The sequence below is a fragment of the Sphingomonas paucimobilis NBRC 13935 genome (assembly GCF_000739895.2).
In the GTDB taxonomy this organism is placed as follows: domain Bacteria; phylum Pseudomonadota; class Alphaproteobacteria; order Sphingomonadales; family Sphingomonadaceae; genus Sphingomonas; species Sphingomonas paucimobilis.
Genome location: NZ_BBJS01000043.1, coordinates 167,431 through 182,245, shown reverse-complemented (window position 1 = coordinate 182,245; position 14,815 = coordinate 167,431). Strand labels below are relative to the sequence as shown.

Sequence of the window (14,815 nt, the reverse complement as noted above, 5' to 3'; positions counted from 1 at the left end):
GGGTCTCGACCTGGTGATGCACATGGCAGACAATGCCGTGCGCCAGCTAGACTATGAACGTCGGCACATAGAGCTTGAGAAGCGCACGCAGGGGAGGACTCTGCTCCATCAGCTCGATAAGCGTCGATGTATCAATGCGGAGGCCAGTTGCCCCATCGACCTGTACGATCGTGTCGTGCCGAGAACATTCGGCCCCCATCAGCGCGCAAAAGCCTGACAGACCATCACGTCCAAAGATGCCGACTTCCGTGCTGCCGCTCTCCGGCAACGTCGAGACGACGGTCGCAACCCCTCCCTCGGGAAAGTAGATGTGTTCGATCGGTTCGCCCGCCACGACCAGCTTCTGGCCTCGCCCCAACTCGACCGGTGTTAGATGCGGTCGCAGCAGACCGAGATCATCGTTTCCCATCCGTGAAAAAAGGAGATTGGAAGTGAATGATCTACGCGAATCTAACGAGCGCACCCCTCACAGGCTGTGCCAAAGCCCGTCAACATGTTCAGGCGGCCGGCGGCGCATGATGCCAGGGCGCGGGGTGAATCAAGCCGCAGCGAGCAGTTTGATCAACCCACGGGCGTTTGCGGCGTGGGTGATGTGATAAGGTACGACTGAGAGTGCGGTTTCAGCCTTCACCCGTCTCAGACCACGAATGAGGAAGCGCGCGCCGACCAATCGATCATTATTCCGGGCGCCGGCAGATGCTGAAGGTAGTCGAGGCTATTCGGCTATGAAGCCGAACGTCCGGAGCGCCAGGTCGATCTGTGCGACGATCCGCTTGCGTGTGAGGCTCTCGCTCCTGCCGAACAGGGCGCAGAGGTGAAGGTCGCCCATCGCCGCGCCCAGCAGCATTCCCGTCACGCGCTCGACATCGCCGATGCTCGGGCACGGACGTTCCAGCTTCACCCGTTCCACGGCCGCCACCAGATAGCGATAGCCTTTCGCCATCACGCGCTCATGGAAATCATCGGCCAGTTCCGGCGCGTGCTCGGCCTCCGCGATGAGAAGCCGCGTGAGGCGGACCTGCCGTGGCGACAGCACGAAGGCGATCACCTCCATCAGGCGGTGGCGCAGCTCCGCCAATGGATCGGCGATCGGCACAGCGTCGCGATCGTCCCAGGGGCAATCATCGGCGGCGACGACAATCGCGGCCAACAGCCGGCTCTTGTCCGTATAGAAGGCGTAGATCGTCTTCTTCGACATGCCGGCGGTTCGCGCCACGTCCTCCATCGTGGCGGCGCCGTAGCCGCGCGTTGTGAACACCTGCTCGGCGGCCTGAAGGATGCGCCGCCGCCGCTCGGTGTCCGAATAGAGCGGAGGTCGTCCCGCCCTGGCGATGGCGTGATCGGGAAGTGTCGAGGAGGTTCTTGACATTACGGAACGATATCGTTTCCTATCACGGTTCAAAACGCTACCGTTTCCGAACCGCCAGCGCAAATCCGGGGCGGAGTGGAAGATATCCGGCAAGGTCATTCGCATTGCAGCCCATAGCATCAAGACGCATCGCACCCATCCTCGGAAGCCTCGGCGCGCTCGCCCCTTTGGCCATCGACATGTATCTTCCGGGCATGCCGCGGATCGCCGCCGATCTCCATGCCGGCGAAGGCGCCGTGCAATTCAGCCTCATGACCTTCTTCGCGGGCCTGATGATCGGTCAGCTCTTCTGCGGCCCGCTCTCCGACAGGATCGGGCGCAAGCCGACGATCTATGCGGGACTGGCGCTGTTTGTCGCCGCTGCGCTCGGCTGCGCGAGCGCGGCGACGCCCGAACAGTTGATCGCCTGGCGCTTCGTGCAGGGCCTTGGCGGCTCGGTCGGCATGGCGATCAGCATGGCCATCATCCGCGATCTCTACACCGGCCATGCCGCCGCCCGCCTGATGGGGCTGATGATGATGGCGCTCAGTGTCGCGCCCGTCATTGCGCCGCTGCTGGGAACGGCCATCCTTGCCTTTGCACCCTGGCCGGCCCTGTTCGTGCTGCTGGCGATCGTCGGCGCTGGCTGTGCGCTACTGGTCGCCACCGTTCTGCCAGAGACGCGGCCGCCTGCCCTGCGGACCGCGACCCGCCCGGCCGACGTGGCGCGCAACTATCTGCATCTGATCGTCAGCCGGCGCTACATCGCCTATGTCGGTGTGATGGCCGTCGCACAGGCGGGTTTCTTCGCTTACCTCGCCGGCTCGTCCTTCGTGTTCATCTCCGTCCACGGCCTGACCCCGGCCGCCTACAGCCTGATCTTCGCCATGAATGCCGTCGGCCTGACGGCCGGCGCGCAACTCGCGCCTCGTCTCATGCATCGCTTCGCCCCGCAGACGATCGTTCGCGCGGCGCTGGCCGTTTATGCGGCGGCAGCGGTCATTCTCGCCCTGCTCGAACTGGGCGGCGGCGCGGGCATCGTGGCGCTGGCCGCCTTGCTGTTCGTGGCAATCACCGCGCTCGCCTTCGTGATGCCGCTGAACAGCATGATGGCGCTCGAATCCTATGGCGCCATCTCGGGCACGGCCGCAGCACTGATGGGCACGATCCAGTTCGCGGCGGGAACCCTCGCATCGCTCATCGTCGGACTCACCGCCGACGGCACCGCATTGCCGATGGTGCTGACGATCGCGGTAAGCGGCATCGCCGCCTGCCTGCTTGCCTTTGGTGTCTTTCCGAGGGCGCGCGTCTTCGAATTGCAGAAGGAACCCGCATCATGATCGGAATCACCGGCGCCACCGGCAAGCTCGGCCGGCTCGTCATCGACACGCTCTTGCAGACGATCCCCGCATCCGACATCGCAGCGCTGGCGCGCAGCCCCGACAAGGCCGCGGAGCTTGCCGCGAAGGGCGTCGCCGTGCGGCAGGCCGACTATGATCGGCCCGAGACTCTCGACAGCGCCCTTGCCGGGATCGAGCGGCTACTGCTGATCTCGTCGAACGAGATGGGTCGGCGCGTGCCCCAGCACCGCGCGGTGATCGCGGCGGCACAGCGCGCAAAGGTGAAGCTGCTGGCCTATACCAGCCTGCTCCATGCCGACCGCTCGCCGCTCGCGGTGCGGGAGGAGCACGTCGCGACCGAGGCGGCATTGGCCGAGGCCGCTATTCCCCACGTCCTGCTGCGCAACGGCTGGTATATCGAGAATTATACGGGCAGCGTCGGCATGGCGATCGATAACGGGTCGATCATCGGCGCCGCCGGTGACGGACGCATCTCGGCCGCCGCGCGCGCCGACTATGCCGCTGGTGCGGCGGCCGTCCTGACGGCCACGGCCGATCAGTCAGGCCAGGTCTATGAGCTTGCGGGCGATACGGCCTTCACTCTCGCCGAGCTCGCGGCGCAAATCACCCGGCTTTCCGGCAAGACCGTCACCTATCGCGACCTGCCGGCGGACGAATGCCGGGCGGCGCTCGTGGTGCGCGGCCTGCCGGAGCCGATCGCCGCGCGGATGGTCGCCTCCGACATCGGCATCGCCAAGGGCGGCCTGTTCGATGACAGCCGCCAGCTCAGCCGGCTCATCGGGCGGCCGACCACGCCGCTGTCGGAGGCCCTCGCAACGGCGCTGAAGGACCGACCCATCAACGCACATTGAGTCCCAGTTCGCTCAAGAGCTGGCCGGCCTGCTCGCGGGAGATCGTCGCACCGCGAAACAGGCTGGCGTCGACAAGCCGTAAGCCGCCCAGGTCGGCGCCGCGCAGATCGGCGCCGTCGAAACGCGATCCCGTCATGACCGCATCGCGCAAACTGCACTCCTCGAAGATCGTCGCGCGGAAGTCGCACCTGCGCAGATCGGCTTGCCCGAAGTCGATCTTCTTCAGGATCCGCTTGCGGAACGATAATCCCGGCAATTTGGCATGGATCAACAGGGTTTCATCAAAGCGGATATCGAGCGCTTTCGCGTTCGACAGGTCCGCGCCCGTCAGCTTGCATCGCTCGAATTTCGCGGCGGCAAGGGTTGATTCGCGCAGGACGCAATTATTGAAGTCGCTGGCGACGAAGATGGCGTCGCTCAGGTCGGCTCCGGTGAATTGCGCGAAAGCGGCGCGGCAAGACCGCCAGGCCGTGCCCTCCAACTTCGCGCCGGTGAAGTCGGCGCGGCGCAGATTGCATCGCTCGAACGTCCAGCGGGATAGGTCCAGTCTGGCGAGGTCGGCCGCTTCGAGATCGCAGTCGATGAGATGAGACGGGGACGCGAGCAGGCGCTCGACATCGGCCCGGGTCAACGCCTGGTCGTGAATTGAGCGATCGGAAAACAGATTATCCACTGGTGACTGGTAGCTCGGTCAGCCAATGTTATCCACACTCGCCATGCCTCTAAGCAATGGCCGCCCGCGGGAAGTCGTGCGTGAATGCGAAATAGCCGATTTAGGGACTATTGGGATTCACCGTGAGTTGATGACGGCGGCTGCGAGTTAGATCATGGCTTCGAAGCTGGGGTCGCTTTTGCAGGCGCGCATGGCGGTGCGTTTGAACTCCTTCAGTTTACAGAAGAAGTTTTCGATCAGATGGGTCCAGGTATAGACGGCGGCATCGATCTGTCGTGCGCCGATGCGTTTGGGGTGCTGCGAGATGATGACGGCGGCGCCGCGCTCATCCAGGTCGGCGAGGATGGCGTTGCTGTCGAAGGCCTTGTCCGCGATCAGCCCTTCAAAGGCGAGGCCGTCGATGAGCGGCGCCACCTCGACGCTGTCGAAGCGCTGGCCGGGGCACCAGCCGGAAGCGCACCAGATTGCCGAGCGCATCGGTCAGCGCCAGGTTCTTGGTCGTCATGCCACCTTTGGAGCGGCCGATGGCCTGGCGCTGATTCCCCCTTTTGCGCCCTGCCCGTGACGGTGGACTTTCGCGATCGTTGCATCGACCATGGCGTATTCCAGGTCAGGCTCGTCCGACAGCGCGTCGAAAATCCGCTTGAACACATCAGCTGCACGCTAGTCGCGAAACCGCCGGAGCGCCGTGCTCCAGTTGCCGAACCGCTCCGGCAGATCGCGCCACGGACTGCCCGTGCGCGCAATCCACAGCACCGCCTCCAGAAACAGCCGGTTGTCTCTACCGCTACGCCCAGGGTCAGTCGGCTTACCCAGACAATGCGGTTCAATCCTCGCCAATGGGCGTCGGTCAGCCATCTCGATCCATTCGCAGCGTGAGTCACATCCGCAACGCAAAGTGAATCTGGAGGGTTCTGTGAGATCGCGCCGCGGTGAGCGTCGACCTTGGCGCCATGGAGGCCAGGATTTTGGCCGACCCCAGTCTGATGCGCACGCGGCGCTGCACCGTCGAGCATCCCTTCGGGACGATAAAACGCATTTCTGGCGCGGTAGATTCCTCACGAGAGGTCTCCGACGGGTAAAGCCGAAGCCGTCCTCTCGGTATTGGCCTACAACATCATCCACGCCACCAATATCGCCGGATCAAAGGCACTTCCGGGATAAGGCCTTCCCTCGTCCAAAACACGGGCGTCAAAGATTCATGGGTGGCGGGCAACTTCCAGTGAGTTTTGGCGAAGCCCGCCTCAGAAGCCCCCCGACATATCGGTGGAACGCCTATGAAGGGCGTGATACAAAATGGGAGGTCCAGCGTAACCTGCCCCACCTCCATCGTCGGGTAGCCGGCACTTGACACGCGAGACCTTAATCTGCGGCCGGCCGGAAGCCATTTCGGTGCAGGCGCACGACAGGATCCGAAAGGAGCACAACGGCTCCGCTCGGGTGGCGCGGGGCCGGCTCGACGCCGAACCACTCATTCGGGAGAGGCGCTGGAGGAGAGTTGCATGAGCAGGGAAGACCTTGAATATTACGTGCGTCGCGCACGCGATGAGGCAGCCGCGGCCGCGGCCGCCCACAGCGTCGAGGCGGCCTCGGCTCACAGGCTGCTGGCGATCGAATATGAGGGGCAGGCGCAGGAGCTAAGGGCAAGGCTGGAGGGCGCCGCGCGGGACAATGACGGGTGGCCCCTCGATGGACCAGTTCGGCGCCGACGGCCCAAGTTGTCGATTAGGACCGTGCGGGAGTTCGCCGACTAGGGCCGGCTTCACGTCAGCGAGAAGCAGAGCCCAAGCGCTCCGCCGGAGTTCCTAGTCCCTAGTTTATAGCTAACCTGGATCGCGATGACGATGCTGCGACAGTTACCGTCATCTCGGCCATGCGCGAGAGATCAGGAGCTGCGGCCCCCGCTGTGGCCCGCTCTTCAGCGAGCATTTCCCGTTTCGCGCCGGAGCCGCTCCTCCCTCACCACCTTGTTATCAAGCCTCGAACCTTGTAATGGACAGGTTCGGAGGTTCTTATGCTTAAGCTGGACGCCGCGACATACTTAATCACACAGGATAATTCAGCCGGTCCGATCATTCAGTTCGTCGACGATGGGTTTGAGCCTCACGGCCCGGTGACCGACGCCGATGGTAATGTCAGCACAGCGAGCGCGGTTGCCTACCTGGTCGCCTATGCGATTCTGGCAGGCGTTATCGGCTACTTCTTTCTCGCAATCTAGCGCCGCGGTCGCTCCCGCAGCTTCGGATCATTGAAGAAGCCGCGGTTGTGGTCGCGATTCACCTCTAGCTGGACGTCGACCGAACCCTGCACGGCGTTGGTCCGAGCAGCCTGCGCCGCGCCACGATCGCTCTCGAGCCGGTCTCCACCTGACTCGATAATCGACTGGGCGGCCCGAGGATCGCCGCCGGCAGGGCCGGACGGATTGTCTGATACGCCATGCGGTCGATACGAGCTCGCGACATCCGCCGCGCTATCGACACCTGGCCGGTGGACTTGGACGAGATCAGGCTCTTGCAGCTTACCAGCGATCTCTTCGCGAATGTCGTCCTGCTTCTCGCGCATCCAGCGCGCTACCATCTCCTGCCGAACGGCGCGCTGGTGGTCGCTGAGGTCAGTCGCCCACAACTCCGGAGCATCCAGGCCGGGGTTTGAAGCCTGTTGCGCCCGATACCACTGCGCCAGATCCTGGCTCATGTTCTCGCTCAGCTGCATGCCGTGCGTCTCGGCGTAACTGGCATCGCGGGAGAGCTGCTGCGACAACTCCTCGAGCTTTCGGGCCGTCTCCGTGTACGACCGGGCACGTGCCAGCGCCTGCTCGTGGGTGAGGGAGGAGCTGGAAGTGGTCGAAGCGCGGCTGAAAACGCCCGAGCGGTCATAAGTGCCATCGGAGGACGTTGCGCCCGTACCATTGGCATGCTCGTCCCGGACCCCGCTGCTCGCGGTACTGGAACTATCAGACGAACGAGTATCTGTCGTTCCATGCCGCAAGGTGTCCTGCTGCTGACCTTGCGTTGTGAGGCTGCCGCCCACGCCTGGCAAGCGACCGAGAACTCTTCCGATGCCGCTACGCGCGCCACCGGTGCCTTGCTGACCACCGCGCAATCCGACTGATACAGAGCCTGACACCTGGTTGACAGTACCCGCCGATCGGTCATGGCCGTTGGACACAGTCAGGCTCTGGCCGGTAGACGACCGATCCTCTAATCCTTGTGAACTGCTGCCAGTCGTCCGGTCAAACTGCTCAACCGACGTGTTCGACGAGCGGCCGCTGCTCGAATCCCAGCCAGACGAACGCTCGCTCGACGTGCCGTACGCACTCCGCTCGGTCTTGGTCCAGGTGAGCATCTCCTGTGCCGCATTGTCGTAGGCCTGCGACTGACGATGCGCCTCGCTTGCCATCTGCCGCCACTCGGCGACAGTGCCTGTCGACATGGTGGGCGTGAATCCCAACCGCGAGATCGCGCCGCTGGTGTCGAACACGTCCTGACCGTTGCCGAAGCCGTTGACGAGAGCGCCATTGTCCTGACGCCATCCGACACTCGCCGCGCCGCCCATGAAACTGGGTGCGGTCTGCCACTGGTCGGCCTGCCGCATGTTCGAGGTCGAGTTCGCCCAGCTCACGTTCCCGTAGGAATAATTGCCGGTAGTCTGCTCCAGCGCCGCAGCTTCCGCGGCATTCTGCGCCGGCGCCAGCATCGACGTCGCCTGCCCGGCGATCGACATCGCTCCCCGCGCGAGACCTCCCGCTAGGAAGGGTATGCTCATCAGCATGAAGCCTGCGATTGTCGCTGTCTCGCCGTTCACGGCGCCTATGCCGGCGTAGCTTCCGAGCGACATCCCGCCGGAGGCGACGCCGTTCGAGGCTGCCTCGGCGCGGGTCATGCAGATCATGTGCAGGATGACGTAAAGCGGTCCCCATGAAGCCAGATAGAAGAACCCCATCGCGTAGCCCTTCAACGAGCTCAGCCCTGTCTGTGGAAGCAGGAAGAGCGGGAAGATGACGGGGAACATCGCGAAGAAGACGACTGTGAGAACGATGTTCAGGATCGGCACCCAGGCCATCGCCTGTTGCGCGATTGAATTATAGGTGTTCCGAGCCTGAATGTCCGCCCGGGTCTGTGCGAAGGTGTCGATCGACGCCGCCCCGCTCCCGCCGGCCATCGAGTTTCGCGCCTGGATGAAGGCGTTGACGGCGGTGTTCTGCCTCATGACGCCAGTGAAATCGTCGCCCGAGCCTGTGAAGGCCGCATTCACGATCGGGACGTCGTGCTTGAGCTTCGCCGCGGCGACAGCATTGCTGAGCTTGGGATAGACCTCCTTTGCCCAAGGCTCCGCGTTCGCCTCGATCATGGTCGCCCATTGGCCGTTCAGCGTGTCATAGGCCTGGCGACACGTGACAATGAAGTTCTGGACCGAGCCGTCGCCTTGCCTCTCCAGCCACTCCTGCGACCGCGCTTGCGAGCCCGGCCCGATCGCCGCCCACAGGTCCGGCGCCTTCGCAAGGTTGGTGAGCGACTTCTGGTAGAGCATCACGTCGCCGAACAGGCAGTTCTTGAAGTGGTTCTCGAGGTTGGTCGAGAATTCCGCGTCGCGGATGGTGAAGTTGCGGGTCGCGTCGAACAGCCGTGCGCCGTACACCATGCCATTCGTCGTGTAGTTGAGCTCTCCGGGCATGACGAAGACGGTTTCGGCCGTCCGGGTTAGCCAGTCGCCAATCTGGGTGGTGAAGCTCGCGAGGACCCCCAGGCCAAGAGGAACATTCGCCACCGTCGCGGGCGACAGGCTCGGATTGAGGCGGTCGGTCACCTTCACGTCGATCGTCGGCACCATGAGGCACAGGTAGATACCCGTCGCCTGGAGGAACCAGTTCAACCACGCGCGGAAGTTGAGGGTGAAGGCGACGACGAGAAGCGAATAGATCAGCCCCATCACCATCACGACCCGCAGGAGAGAGCGGTAGCCCCCTCCCCCCGCCCACGCTGCTACGGCGTTGAAGGTGTTGACGAGATACTCGCCCCCGCCGACGGTGTAGACCTCGAGCACGGCCGCTACCTCCCTGTTGCGCGCCTAGAGCAGGCCCTGCGCGTTCAGTCCCCGCGAGAAGTTTAGCGCTGAGGACATGCCGGGCGTCATGGTGTTCTGCAGCGTCGATTCGAGCATGATGCTCCGGTTGATGATCTGCATCGTCACCTGGAGCTTGTTGCTGAGCTTCACGTCCCGCTGCGCGAACTTGGCGCGGGTCGCCGCGATCTGCTGGCGCCACTGCGAGGCCGTCTCCTGGTCCGCGGTCTGGTAGAAGACCTTCGCCTGCTCCACCCTGTCGAGCATGTTGTCGAGCATGGCGTTCAGCAGATCGACCGCGACGATTTCGGAGAGCGTCTGAATCTCGCCGTCGGTGAGCGCGTAGTGGGCGTAGGCCTGAACCGCGAGGATCTTGTAGATCGGAACCGTCGCCATGTTCAGCAGCTGCTTCTCGGCTGCGTCGAGCGCGGTGTCGCTACGAATCTTGGAGCTCATGCTCTTGATCATCGTCGCGATCCGGGGCCGAAGCGCGCTTGACGCAGGCACGTTCAGGGTCTGGTCGGAGACGTCGGTGCACGGGTCGTTGTTGCACTTCAGGATTTTCACTGCCGGCGCGTTCGCGGTGCCGTCGAGCAATGCCGTCACGACCGCCTCCTCGGCCGGTCCGTAGATCACCACCTTCGGGCCATGCTCGCTGCCTGTCGGCGGGGTCGTGACGATCGTCCCGACCAGCGTCATCACATATTCGGAGAAGGCCTGGTCGAATGCTCCGAACTTTGACGACTTCTTCAGCGCCTCCCACGTATAATTGTGCGGGTCGCCGATGATCTGCTCCTTCATCGCCGGGTCGGTGTTGCCAGCGAGCGTCGCGTCCCTCTGGCCCCCGTTGTTGCAGCCTTGGCGGGACGCGGCCCAGTCCGAGAAGACGCCCTGGCTGTTGCCGACAGCCTCGCAGATGGTCGATCGGGTGGTTTCCATCTGCGGCCAGATCCCGCCCACCAGCGCCTGCGCGGTCTCGCAGCTCGAGATGTTCATCTGGTTGAGGAGCTGAGCCTTCTGGCTGAACTCGTCCATGACCTTGCCGATCTCAGGCGAGACGCTGTCGATCGCCAGCTTGAAGGCGAAGCCGAGCGCGTTGTTCGCCGTCGCCTTCAGCATCGCGACGATCTCGCTCGCGTTGATGAAGCTGAAGGAGCCGGAGAACAGGTCGATACCCCCGCATCCCGCCCGCGCGCTTGGGAGCTGCAGGTTGAAGGGCGACACGCTCTTCTGCGGGAAGCGCGTCCAGACGTTGCCGAGCGAGTAGTAGCCGGCCGACTGCCCCTGGAACGCCGTTGGCCCGGTGACGTTCGCCGCGCCGCCGGCGTCGTTGAAGAACCCGTTCATCTCCGAGGCGACGTCCGCCCGTGCGACACCGATGAGCGCGAAATGCGATGCGGCGACCATGGAGAGGGCGGCGCCGGCGCGGTGAGCCAGCCTTTTCAGTCGACCCTTCTGCCGTTGAATGGACATCAGTAGTCGCTCCCGACCTTGGTGTTGGTGAGCATGAAGATGCGATCCATGATCTCATCGGCGCTGAGGATGCCGTAGCCGACGGGGATGGTGCGCTTCGTCGCGGTGTCGAACAGGACGAGTGCCGGCGTCTCGTTGCCGGGTATCCCCATCCGCGCGCGCTGGCCGGAGTCGACCACATAGTTGGGGAAGTCGCGGCTCGGCCCGCCGTCCATCGAGACGGCCATCACGGCCATGCGGTGACCGTCCGCGACCGATCGCAGGATCGGCGAAAAGACCTCGCACGCGCCGCAGCTCTGCGCGTAGAAGTAGAACAGACCGTAGCGCTGACCGAGGTTGGTCAGCACCTGGTCGCGGTCGGCCTTCCGGTTGTCGAGCCAGGCGCGCTTGGCCACCGTGTTGACCGGCCGCTGCAGCGTGTAGTCGATGTCCGGATTCTGCCAGAGCGCACGCTGCCAGGTGTCCGAAAAGGTCGACGCGCGGTCCAGCTGCTCACGCTGGAAACGGACATAGGCAATGACGTTCTCTTCCGACGGATCGAGGATCGCCCGCGCCTTCAGCTCATCCAGTTGCCGCGTGATGGCGTCGAGGCGCTCCGCCGCGCTCTGCTCGGACGTCTGCGGCTGCGCCTTCGCGGTCTCGGGCGGCTTCGGCTTGGTGCAGTAGAACCATTGTCCGAGCCTGCGCTCGCCGCAGTAGAAATCGTCGCTGCGGTCGGACGCCTCGACGCTGTCGTCCCGACGCTCGGCATCCTGCGCCCGCAGCGGCGCCGCCAGGGGCGCGACCGCCAGCAGGAGCATCGCCAGCTTCGCGACCTTGGACATGCTCATCGTCCTTCCTTTTGATCTGCCGCACCGTCCGGGGATGGCGCGGGGTGGTTGAGCGGTGCGGTGGGCGGCGCCTTCCACAGCGCGAGGTCGAGGCAGCAGTCGAAGGCGGAGGTGATGGTTGCGTGGCGACTGCACGGTGAGGCGGGCGCGGACATAGGCGCTGCAGGTGCTGGCTGGCCGACGCCGGCGAGCAGCACCGCCAAGATCGCTGGCTCAAAGATCGCGAATGCCATGGTCCAGTTCTCCTTTCGACAAGCGCAGCACGGACATCATCAGAGCGACATCGATCAGCCGCGTCCCATGGTCGAGCATCCGCACCATGCCGCTCATCAGCGGTCGCGCCGCACGGCGGCCTTCCTCGGTTGCGCAAAGGCCATGACCCTTTTCCGCGAGCCACCGATTGGCCAGCATGTGCTCGATCGGCGCAGCTGCGGCCGGCGGGTCGACCACGCATTCGAACCAGCCGCCGATCACCTTGCAGATGTCCTCCACGCGCCGCGGCTGCCCGGCGCGATACAGGCACATGAAAATCGCCAGCTCGAACACGGTCATCTTCCAGTCACACCCTGGAGCGCCGGCAGAGAGCAGGTCATTCGCCGTGGCCGTCATCTCGATCCCCTGGCTCGTGGCTGGTCATGGCTTGCCTCCATGCAGGTCGTAGTAGTTCTGAATCTTCGACTGAATCTCGGTCATCGTCTGGACCTCGTCCGGCAGCTTGGCCGCGTCGAGGAAGTCGGCGTACACTTCCGTGAAGTCCATTTTCGAGAGATCGAGCCGCTGGAACTCGGCAATGCTGAAGCCCTTGCACTGCTCGTTCTTGGGCTTCCCCCAAGGTTTGTTCAGCTGGACGCGGCCCTGCTCCTGAAGGACACGGCTCAGCTTGCTTTCGAAGCAGCAATAGGCGGTCTTCTTCGTCTTGCAGATGCCGAGGAAGCTGGACGAGCACCAGGTTCCGACCTTGTGGCAGAAACCCATGCGGTCCTTGATGTCGAGCTTCATCTCGTCCTGGGAGCAGGCGAACAGCGCCAGGAACGGGGTCGCGAGCGCGGCGATCGCGACGGGCCCGCCGGCGAGCGCTGCGCCGCCTGCGGCGACCGTCAGCGCGCCGGATACCTTGCCCGCGCAGCAGTTGATGAGGCCGAAGACCGGCTTGTGGCAGGTGTCCCGCGTTCCCGAGAAGACGGTGAGATTGTTCGGGTCGAAGCCCTTTGAAGCGTCGTCGATCGCGTGCAACGCGACCAAGGCGTCCTTGAACTCGGTCGAGGCCTCGCGGGTAATCGGCTCGCAGTCCCCGTTGATGCAGTAGACATCGTCACCACAGATGTACTGCGGCGCGTTTGAGGTCGGGGTGTCCGGTGTTGGGCAACGATAGACCTTCTCCTTGACCTTGCACGCACCCTGCTGCGGGTCGTCCAGGCAGTCCTCGCGCAGAAACGTGCACTGTCGGTTCGCGTCGAGATCGCCGCAGTCGTTCCCTGCGCTCATGACATTGCAGGTGAAGTCGCGCTTCCACGCCCAACAGGCCTGCGTGACCGGCACGCCGTCGATGATCCGGGTCTCAGGTCCTTCGGTGCAGACCTCGCCGGCCGCGGCAGCGGTGCACATCGCATCGGCTGCCATTTCGGCGCAGCCGTCGACCCGCTTCACCGTCACCCTGGTCTGGACGGTCTTCTCGTGCCAGCCCTCGCCAGTGATGGGGCTCGGCAAGAGGGCGATATCCCCCAGGCTCTGCGAGCAGACATACTCCGTCGCATAGTAGTCGTCGCAGAACTTGTTGGTGGACACGCCGTAAATCCGGTGCGCGGCGCAGGCCTGCATGGCCACGCCCGTGGGCTTGCAGGTTCCGGCCGCGACGTGCGGCGCCATCGAGGAATAGCGTGCGAACGGCGTACCGTAGGCGCTGTCGGGAACGACGAAATACTTGTACGCGTCGGTTTTCGTGATCTCAGGCGCCATCCTGATAGAACAGGACCTCGGCACTTCGTCGAGCTTCGTTCCCTGGTTGCACGTCGCCTCGTAATATCCTCCCGCGCCGGAACCTGGCGGGAGCGGTTGGCACTGGCCGGTGGTCGAGCCGATATTCTCATCGGCGAGGTAGGCCGACGGATCGTTCTCGATCGACGTTGCGCGCGACGTCGTTGCAAGGATCTCCGTGTTGCTGAAGGCGGGCCGCGTGCGATCAGCGTCGGTGACGGTCCGGTAGGACTCGTTCGTCGACCGCTGGGCCGTCCCCGCCGCGATGAGCGCATCCGGATCGTCGAAGTAGGTGCTCTGCGGCTGATTGGTCCCGGAATAGCCCGGCACGGCATGGGCCTGCGCCTCCGAATTGGGAACAAGGCTCTCATCTCCCCGCTTCGCGTTGCCAAACGCCTTGCCTTCTTCGCGCGCCTGCTCGATCGTCATCTGCTGCGCGCCAGCAGAGCTGATCGTCAGGCAGACGCCGGCAAGCACGGCCACGATGGCGCGAAGGTTCATTGGCGCCGGCTCCGCGCCAGGTTGCCGAGCGCCACCGATGCGATGCGCGCGCCCGGTCCGTTGGCCTCCGCGAAGGTGTTGAGGGCATAGTCGACCGTGACGTTGCCCTCAATGCGATCATGGGGCGGAACCTTGGTCTGGCAGTGAAATCCGGCGCACAGGTCGAAGGTCGACGAGACCGCCACATATGTCGGTACCGCCTGCACGTCGAAGGCGCGGAAAAGCCGCGGGTCGATGCCGATATTCGGCATGTCGCCCTTCTGCACGACCTGGCCGAGACGGCTGACGAACTCCTTGGCCGAGTTGTTGGGGAAGCCGCGGAAAACGACGACGCCGCCTGCCCGCGCGGTATCGGCGATCAGCTGCTTGAGCGTCGCCGGCGGCATCGACAGGCTGGCGAAGACGATGAACTGCGGGGCATCGCCCCCCGGGACATTGGCATTTGTCGCCGCGCCCTGCACCAGCTCGTCGAAGTCGATCTTACCTTCCGGTCCCTTTGGCAGATCGGTCGCGGCAACCCGCTGCATGTTGTCGATGCCCGACTTACGGACGGCGCTCGCCTGCTCGCGGAATTCGTCACCGCGGTCCTTTACCTGGTCGACGAAGGCCTGCGCTTCTGCTGCCATGTCGGCCGCGCGCTTCTTGACGGCCTGAACGTCGACCCCGTCGACGGATTGCGCGAGCAATGCCGAAAGACCAGCAGTGCCGAGAAGCGCGACGATGCCCGATGTCAGAAGACGCAT

At 64.2% G+C, this 14,815-nt stretch carries 13 protein-coding genes and 1 pseudogene; 3 read left to right on the top strand and 11 right to left on the bottom strand.

Going from position 1 to position 14,815, the window contains the following annotated elements; all coding sequences use genetic code 11:
* Positions 1-46 precede the first annotated feature (46 nt).
* Both SP6_RS13785 and SP6_RS20145 read right to left on the bottom strand, forming a co-directional pair.
* On the bottom strand, positions 47-409 hold the full coding sequence (locus tag SP6_RS13785; RefSeq protein ID WP_050794223.1) for a Crp/Fnr family transcriptional regulator: 363 nt from the start codon (positions 407-409) through the stop codon (positions 47-49).
* A gap of 306 nt (positions 410-715) precedes the next feature.
* Entirely contained in the window at positions 716-1,462 is a 747-nt protein-coding gene (locus SP6_RS20145) for a TetR/AcrR family transcriptional regulator (protein WP_217996030.1), read from the bottom strand.
* An 11-nt stretch (positions 1,463-1,473) separates the two neighbouring features.
* Here SP6_RS20145 and SP6_RS13775 point away from each other — a divergent pair, with 11 nt between their 5' ends.
* Together SP6_RS13775 and SP6_RS13770 are read left to right on the top strand one after the other, a co-directional pair.
* Positions 1,474-2,688 (top strand): multidrug effflux MFS transporter, encoded by a 1,215-nt coding sequence (locus SP6_RS13775; protein WP_007406598.1) that lies wholly within the window; start codon positions 1,474-1,476, stop codon positions 2,686-2,688.
* On the top strand, positions 2,685-3,560 hold the full coding sequence (locus SP6_RS13770; RefSeq protein ID WP_007406583.1) for an SDR family oxidoreductase: 876 nt from the start codon (positions 2,685-2,687) through the stop codon (positions 3,558-3,560). The genes SP6_RS13775 and SP6_RS13770 overlap by 4 nt, the downstream gene beginning before the upstream one ends.
* Here the strand turns inward: SP6_RS13770 and SP6_RS13765 are convergent.
* Positions 3,547-4,233: a pentapeptide repeat-containing protein gene (locus SP6_RS13765; RefSeq protein ID WP_007406590.1), complete on the bottom strand. Its 687-nt coding sequence runs from the start codon at positions 4,231-4,233 to the stop codon at positions 3,547-3,549. The two genes, SP6_RS13770 and SP6_RS13765, sit on opposite strands and share 14 nt — an antisense overlap.
* A 147-nt stretch (positions 4,234-4,380) precedes the next feature.
* A pseudogene (locus tag SP6_RS20505) lies at positions 4,381-5,091 on the bottom strand (IS5 family transposase).
* Between the two features lie 1,156 nt (positions 5,092-6,247).
* Here SP6_RS20505 and SP6_RS13750 point away from each other — a divergent pair.
* Positions 6,248-6,451 carry a hypothetical protein gene (locus SP6_RS13750; RefSeq protein ID WP_037569807.1) on the top strand — a complete coding sequence of 68 codons (204 nt, stop codon included), beginning with the start codon at positions 6,248-6,250 and terminating at the stop codon, positions 6,449-6,451.
* Here SP6_RS13750 and SP6_RS13745 read toward each other — a convergent pair.
* From SP6_RS13745 to trbC, 7 genes are all read right to left on the bottom strand, one after another.
* Positions 6,448-9,276 (bottom strand): conjugal transfer protein TraG N-terminal domain-containing protein, encoded by a 2,829-nt coding sequence (locus tag SP6_RS13745; RefSeq protein ID WP_007406614.1) that lies wholly within the window; start codon positions 9,274-9,276, stop codon positions 6,448-6,450. The genes SP6_RS13750 and SP6_RS13745 overlap by 4 nt on opposite strands.
* Before the next feature lie 24 nt (positions 9,277-9,300).
* Positions 9,301-10,701 carry a conjugal transfer protein TraH gene (locus SP6_RS13740; RefSeq protein WP_007406607.1) on the bottom strand — a complete coding sequence of 467 codons (1,401 nt, stop codon included), beginning with the start codon at positions 10,699-10,701 and terminating at the stop codon, positions 9,301-9,303.
* Positions 10,702-10,766: 65 nt separating this feature from the next.
* Complete coding sequence (locus SP6_RS13735) at positions 10,767-11,591, bottom strand: conjugal transfer protein TraF (RefSeq protein ID WP_007406581.1); 825 nt, start codon at positions 11,589-11,591, stop codon at positions 10,767-10,769.
* Between the two features lie 2 nt (positions 11,592-11,593).
* Positions 11,594-11,830: a hypothetical protein gene (locus tag SP6_RS20495; protein ID WP_082052519.1), complete on the bottom strand. Its 237-nt coding sequence runs from the start codon at positions 11,828-11,830 to the stop codon at positions 11,594-11,596.
* On the bottom strand, positions 11,811-12,206 hold the full coding sequence (locus SP6_RS13730; RefSeq protein WP_231727521.1) for a hypothetical protein: 396 nt from the start codon (positions 12,204-12,206) through the stop codon (positions 11,811-11,813). The genes SP6_RS20495 and SP6_RS13730 overlap by 20 nt, the downstream gene beginning before the upstream one ends.
* Before the next feature lie 24 nt (positions 12,207-12,230).
* Positions 12,231-14,072, bottom strand: coding sequence for a conjugal transfer protein TraN (locus SP6_RS13725; RefSeq protein WP_007406612.1), 1,842 nt, complete (start codon positions 14,070-14,072; stop codon positions 12,231-12,233).
* Positions 14,069-14,815 (bottom strand): type-F conjugative transfer system pilin assembly protein TrbC, encoded by a 747-nt coding sequence (gene trbC, locus SP6_RS13720; RefSeq protein WP_007406615.1) that lies wholly within the window; start codon positions 14,813-14,815, stop codon positions 14,069-14,071. The genes SP6_RS13725 and trbC overlap by 4 nt, the downstream gene beginning before the upstream one ends.

Excerpts from the sequence above, each read along its gene's own strand:
- SP6_RS13730 (WP_231727521.1), bottom strand. The coding sequence starts at position 12,206 with ATGACGGCCACGGCGAATGACCTGCTCTCTGCCGGCGCTCCAGGGTGT.
- SP6_RS13770 (WP_007406583.1), top strand. The coding sequence starts at position 2,685 with ATGATCGGAATCACCGGCGCCACCGGCAAGCTCGGCCGGCTCGTCATC.
- SP6_RS13735 (WP_007406581.1), bottom strand. The coding sequence starts at position 11,591 with ATGTCCAAGGTCGCGAAGCTGGCGATGCTCCTGCTGGCGGTCGCGCCC.
- SP6_RS13785 (WP_050794223.1), bottom strand. The coding sequence starts at position 409 with ATGGGAAACGATGATCTCGGTCTGCTGCGACCGCATCTAACACCGGTC.
- trbC (WP_007406615.1), bottom strand. The coding sequence starts at position 14,815 with ATGCGTCTTCTGACATCGGGCATCGTCGCGCTTCTCGGCACTGCTGGT.
- SP6_RS13750 (WP_037569807.1), top strand. The coding sequence starts at position 6,248 with ATGCTTAAGCTGGACGCCGCGACATACTTAATCACACAGGATAATTCA.
- SP6_RS13725 (WP_007406612.1), bottom strand. The coding sequence starts at position 14,072 with ATGAACCTTCGCGCCATCGTGGCCGTGCTTGCCGGCGTCTGCCTGACG.
- SP6_RS20495 (WP_082052519.1), bottom strand. The coding sequence starts at position 11,830 with ATGGCATTCGCGATCTTTGAGCCAGCGATCTTGGCGGTGCTGCTCGCC.
- SP6_RS13740 (WP_007406607.1), bottom strand. The coding sequence starts at position 10,701 with ATGGTCGCCGCATCGCATTTCGCGCTCATCGGTGTCGCACGGGCGGAC.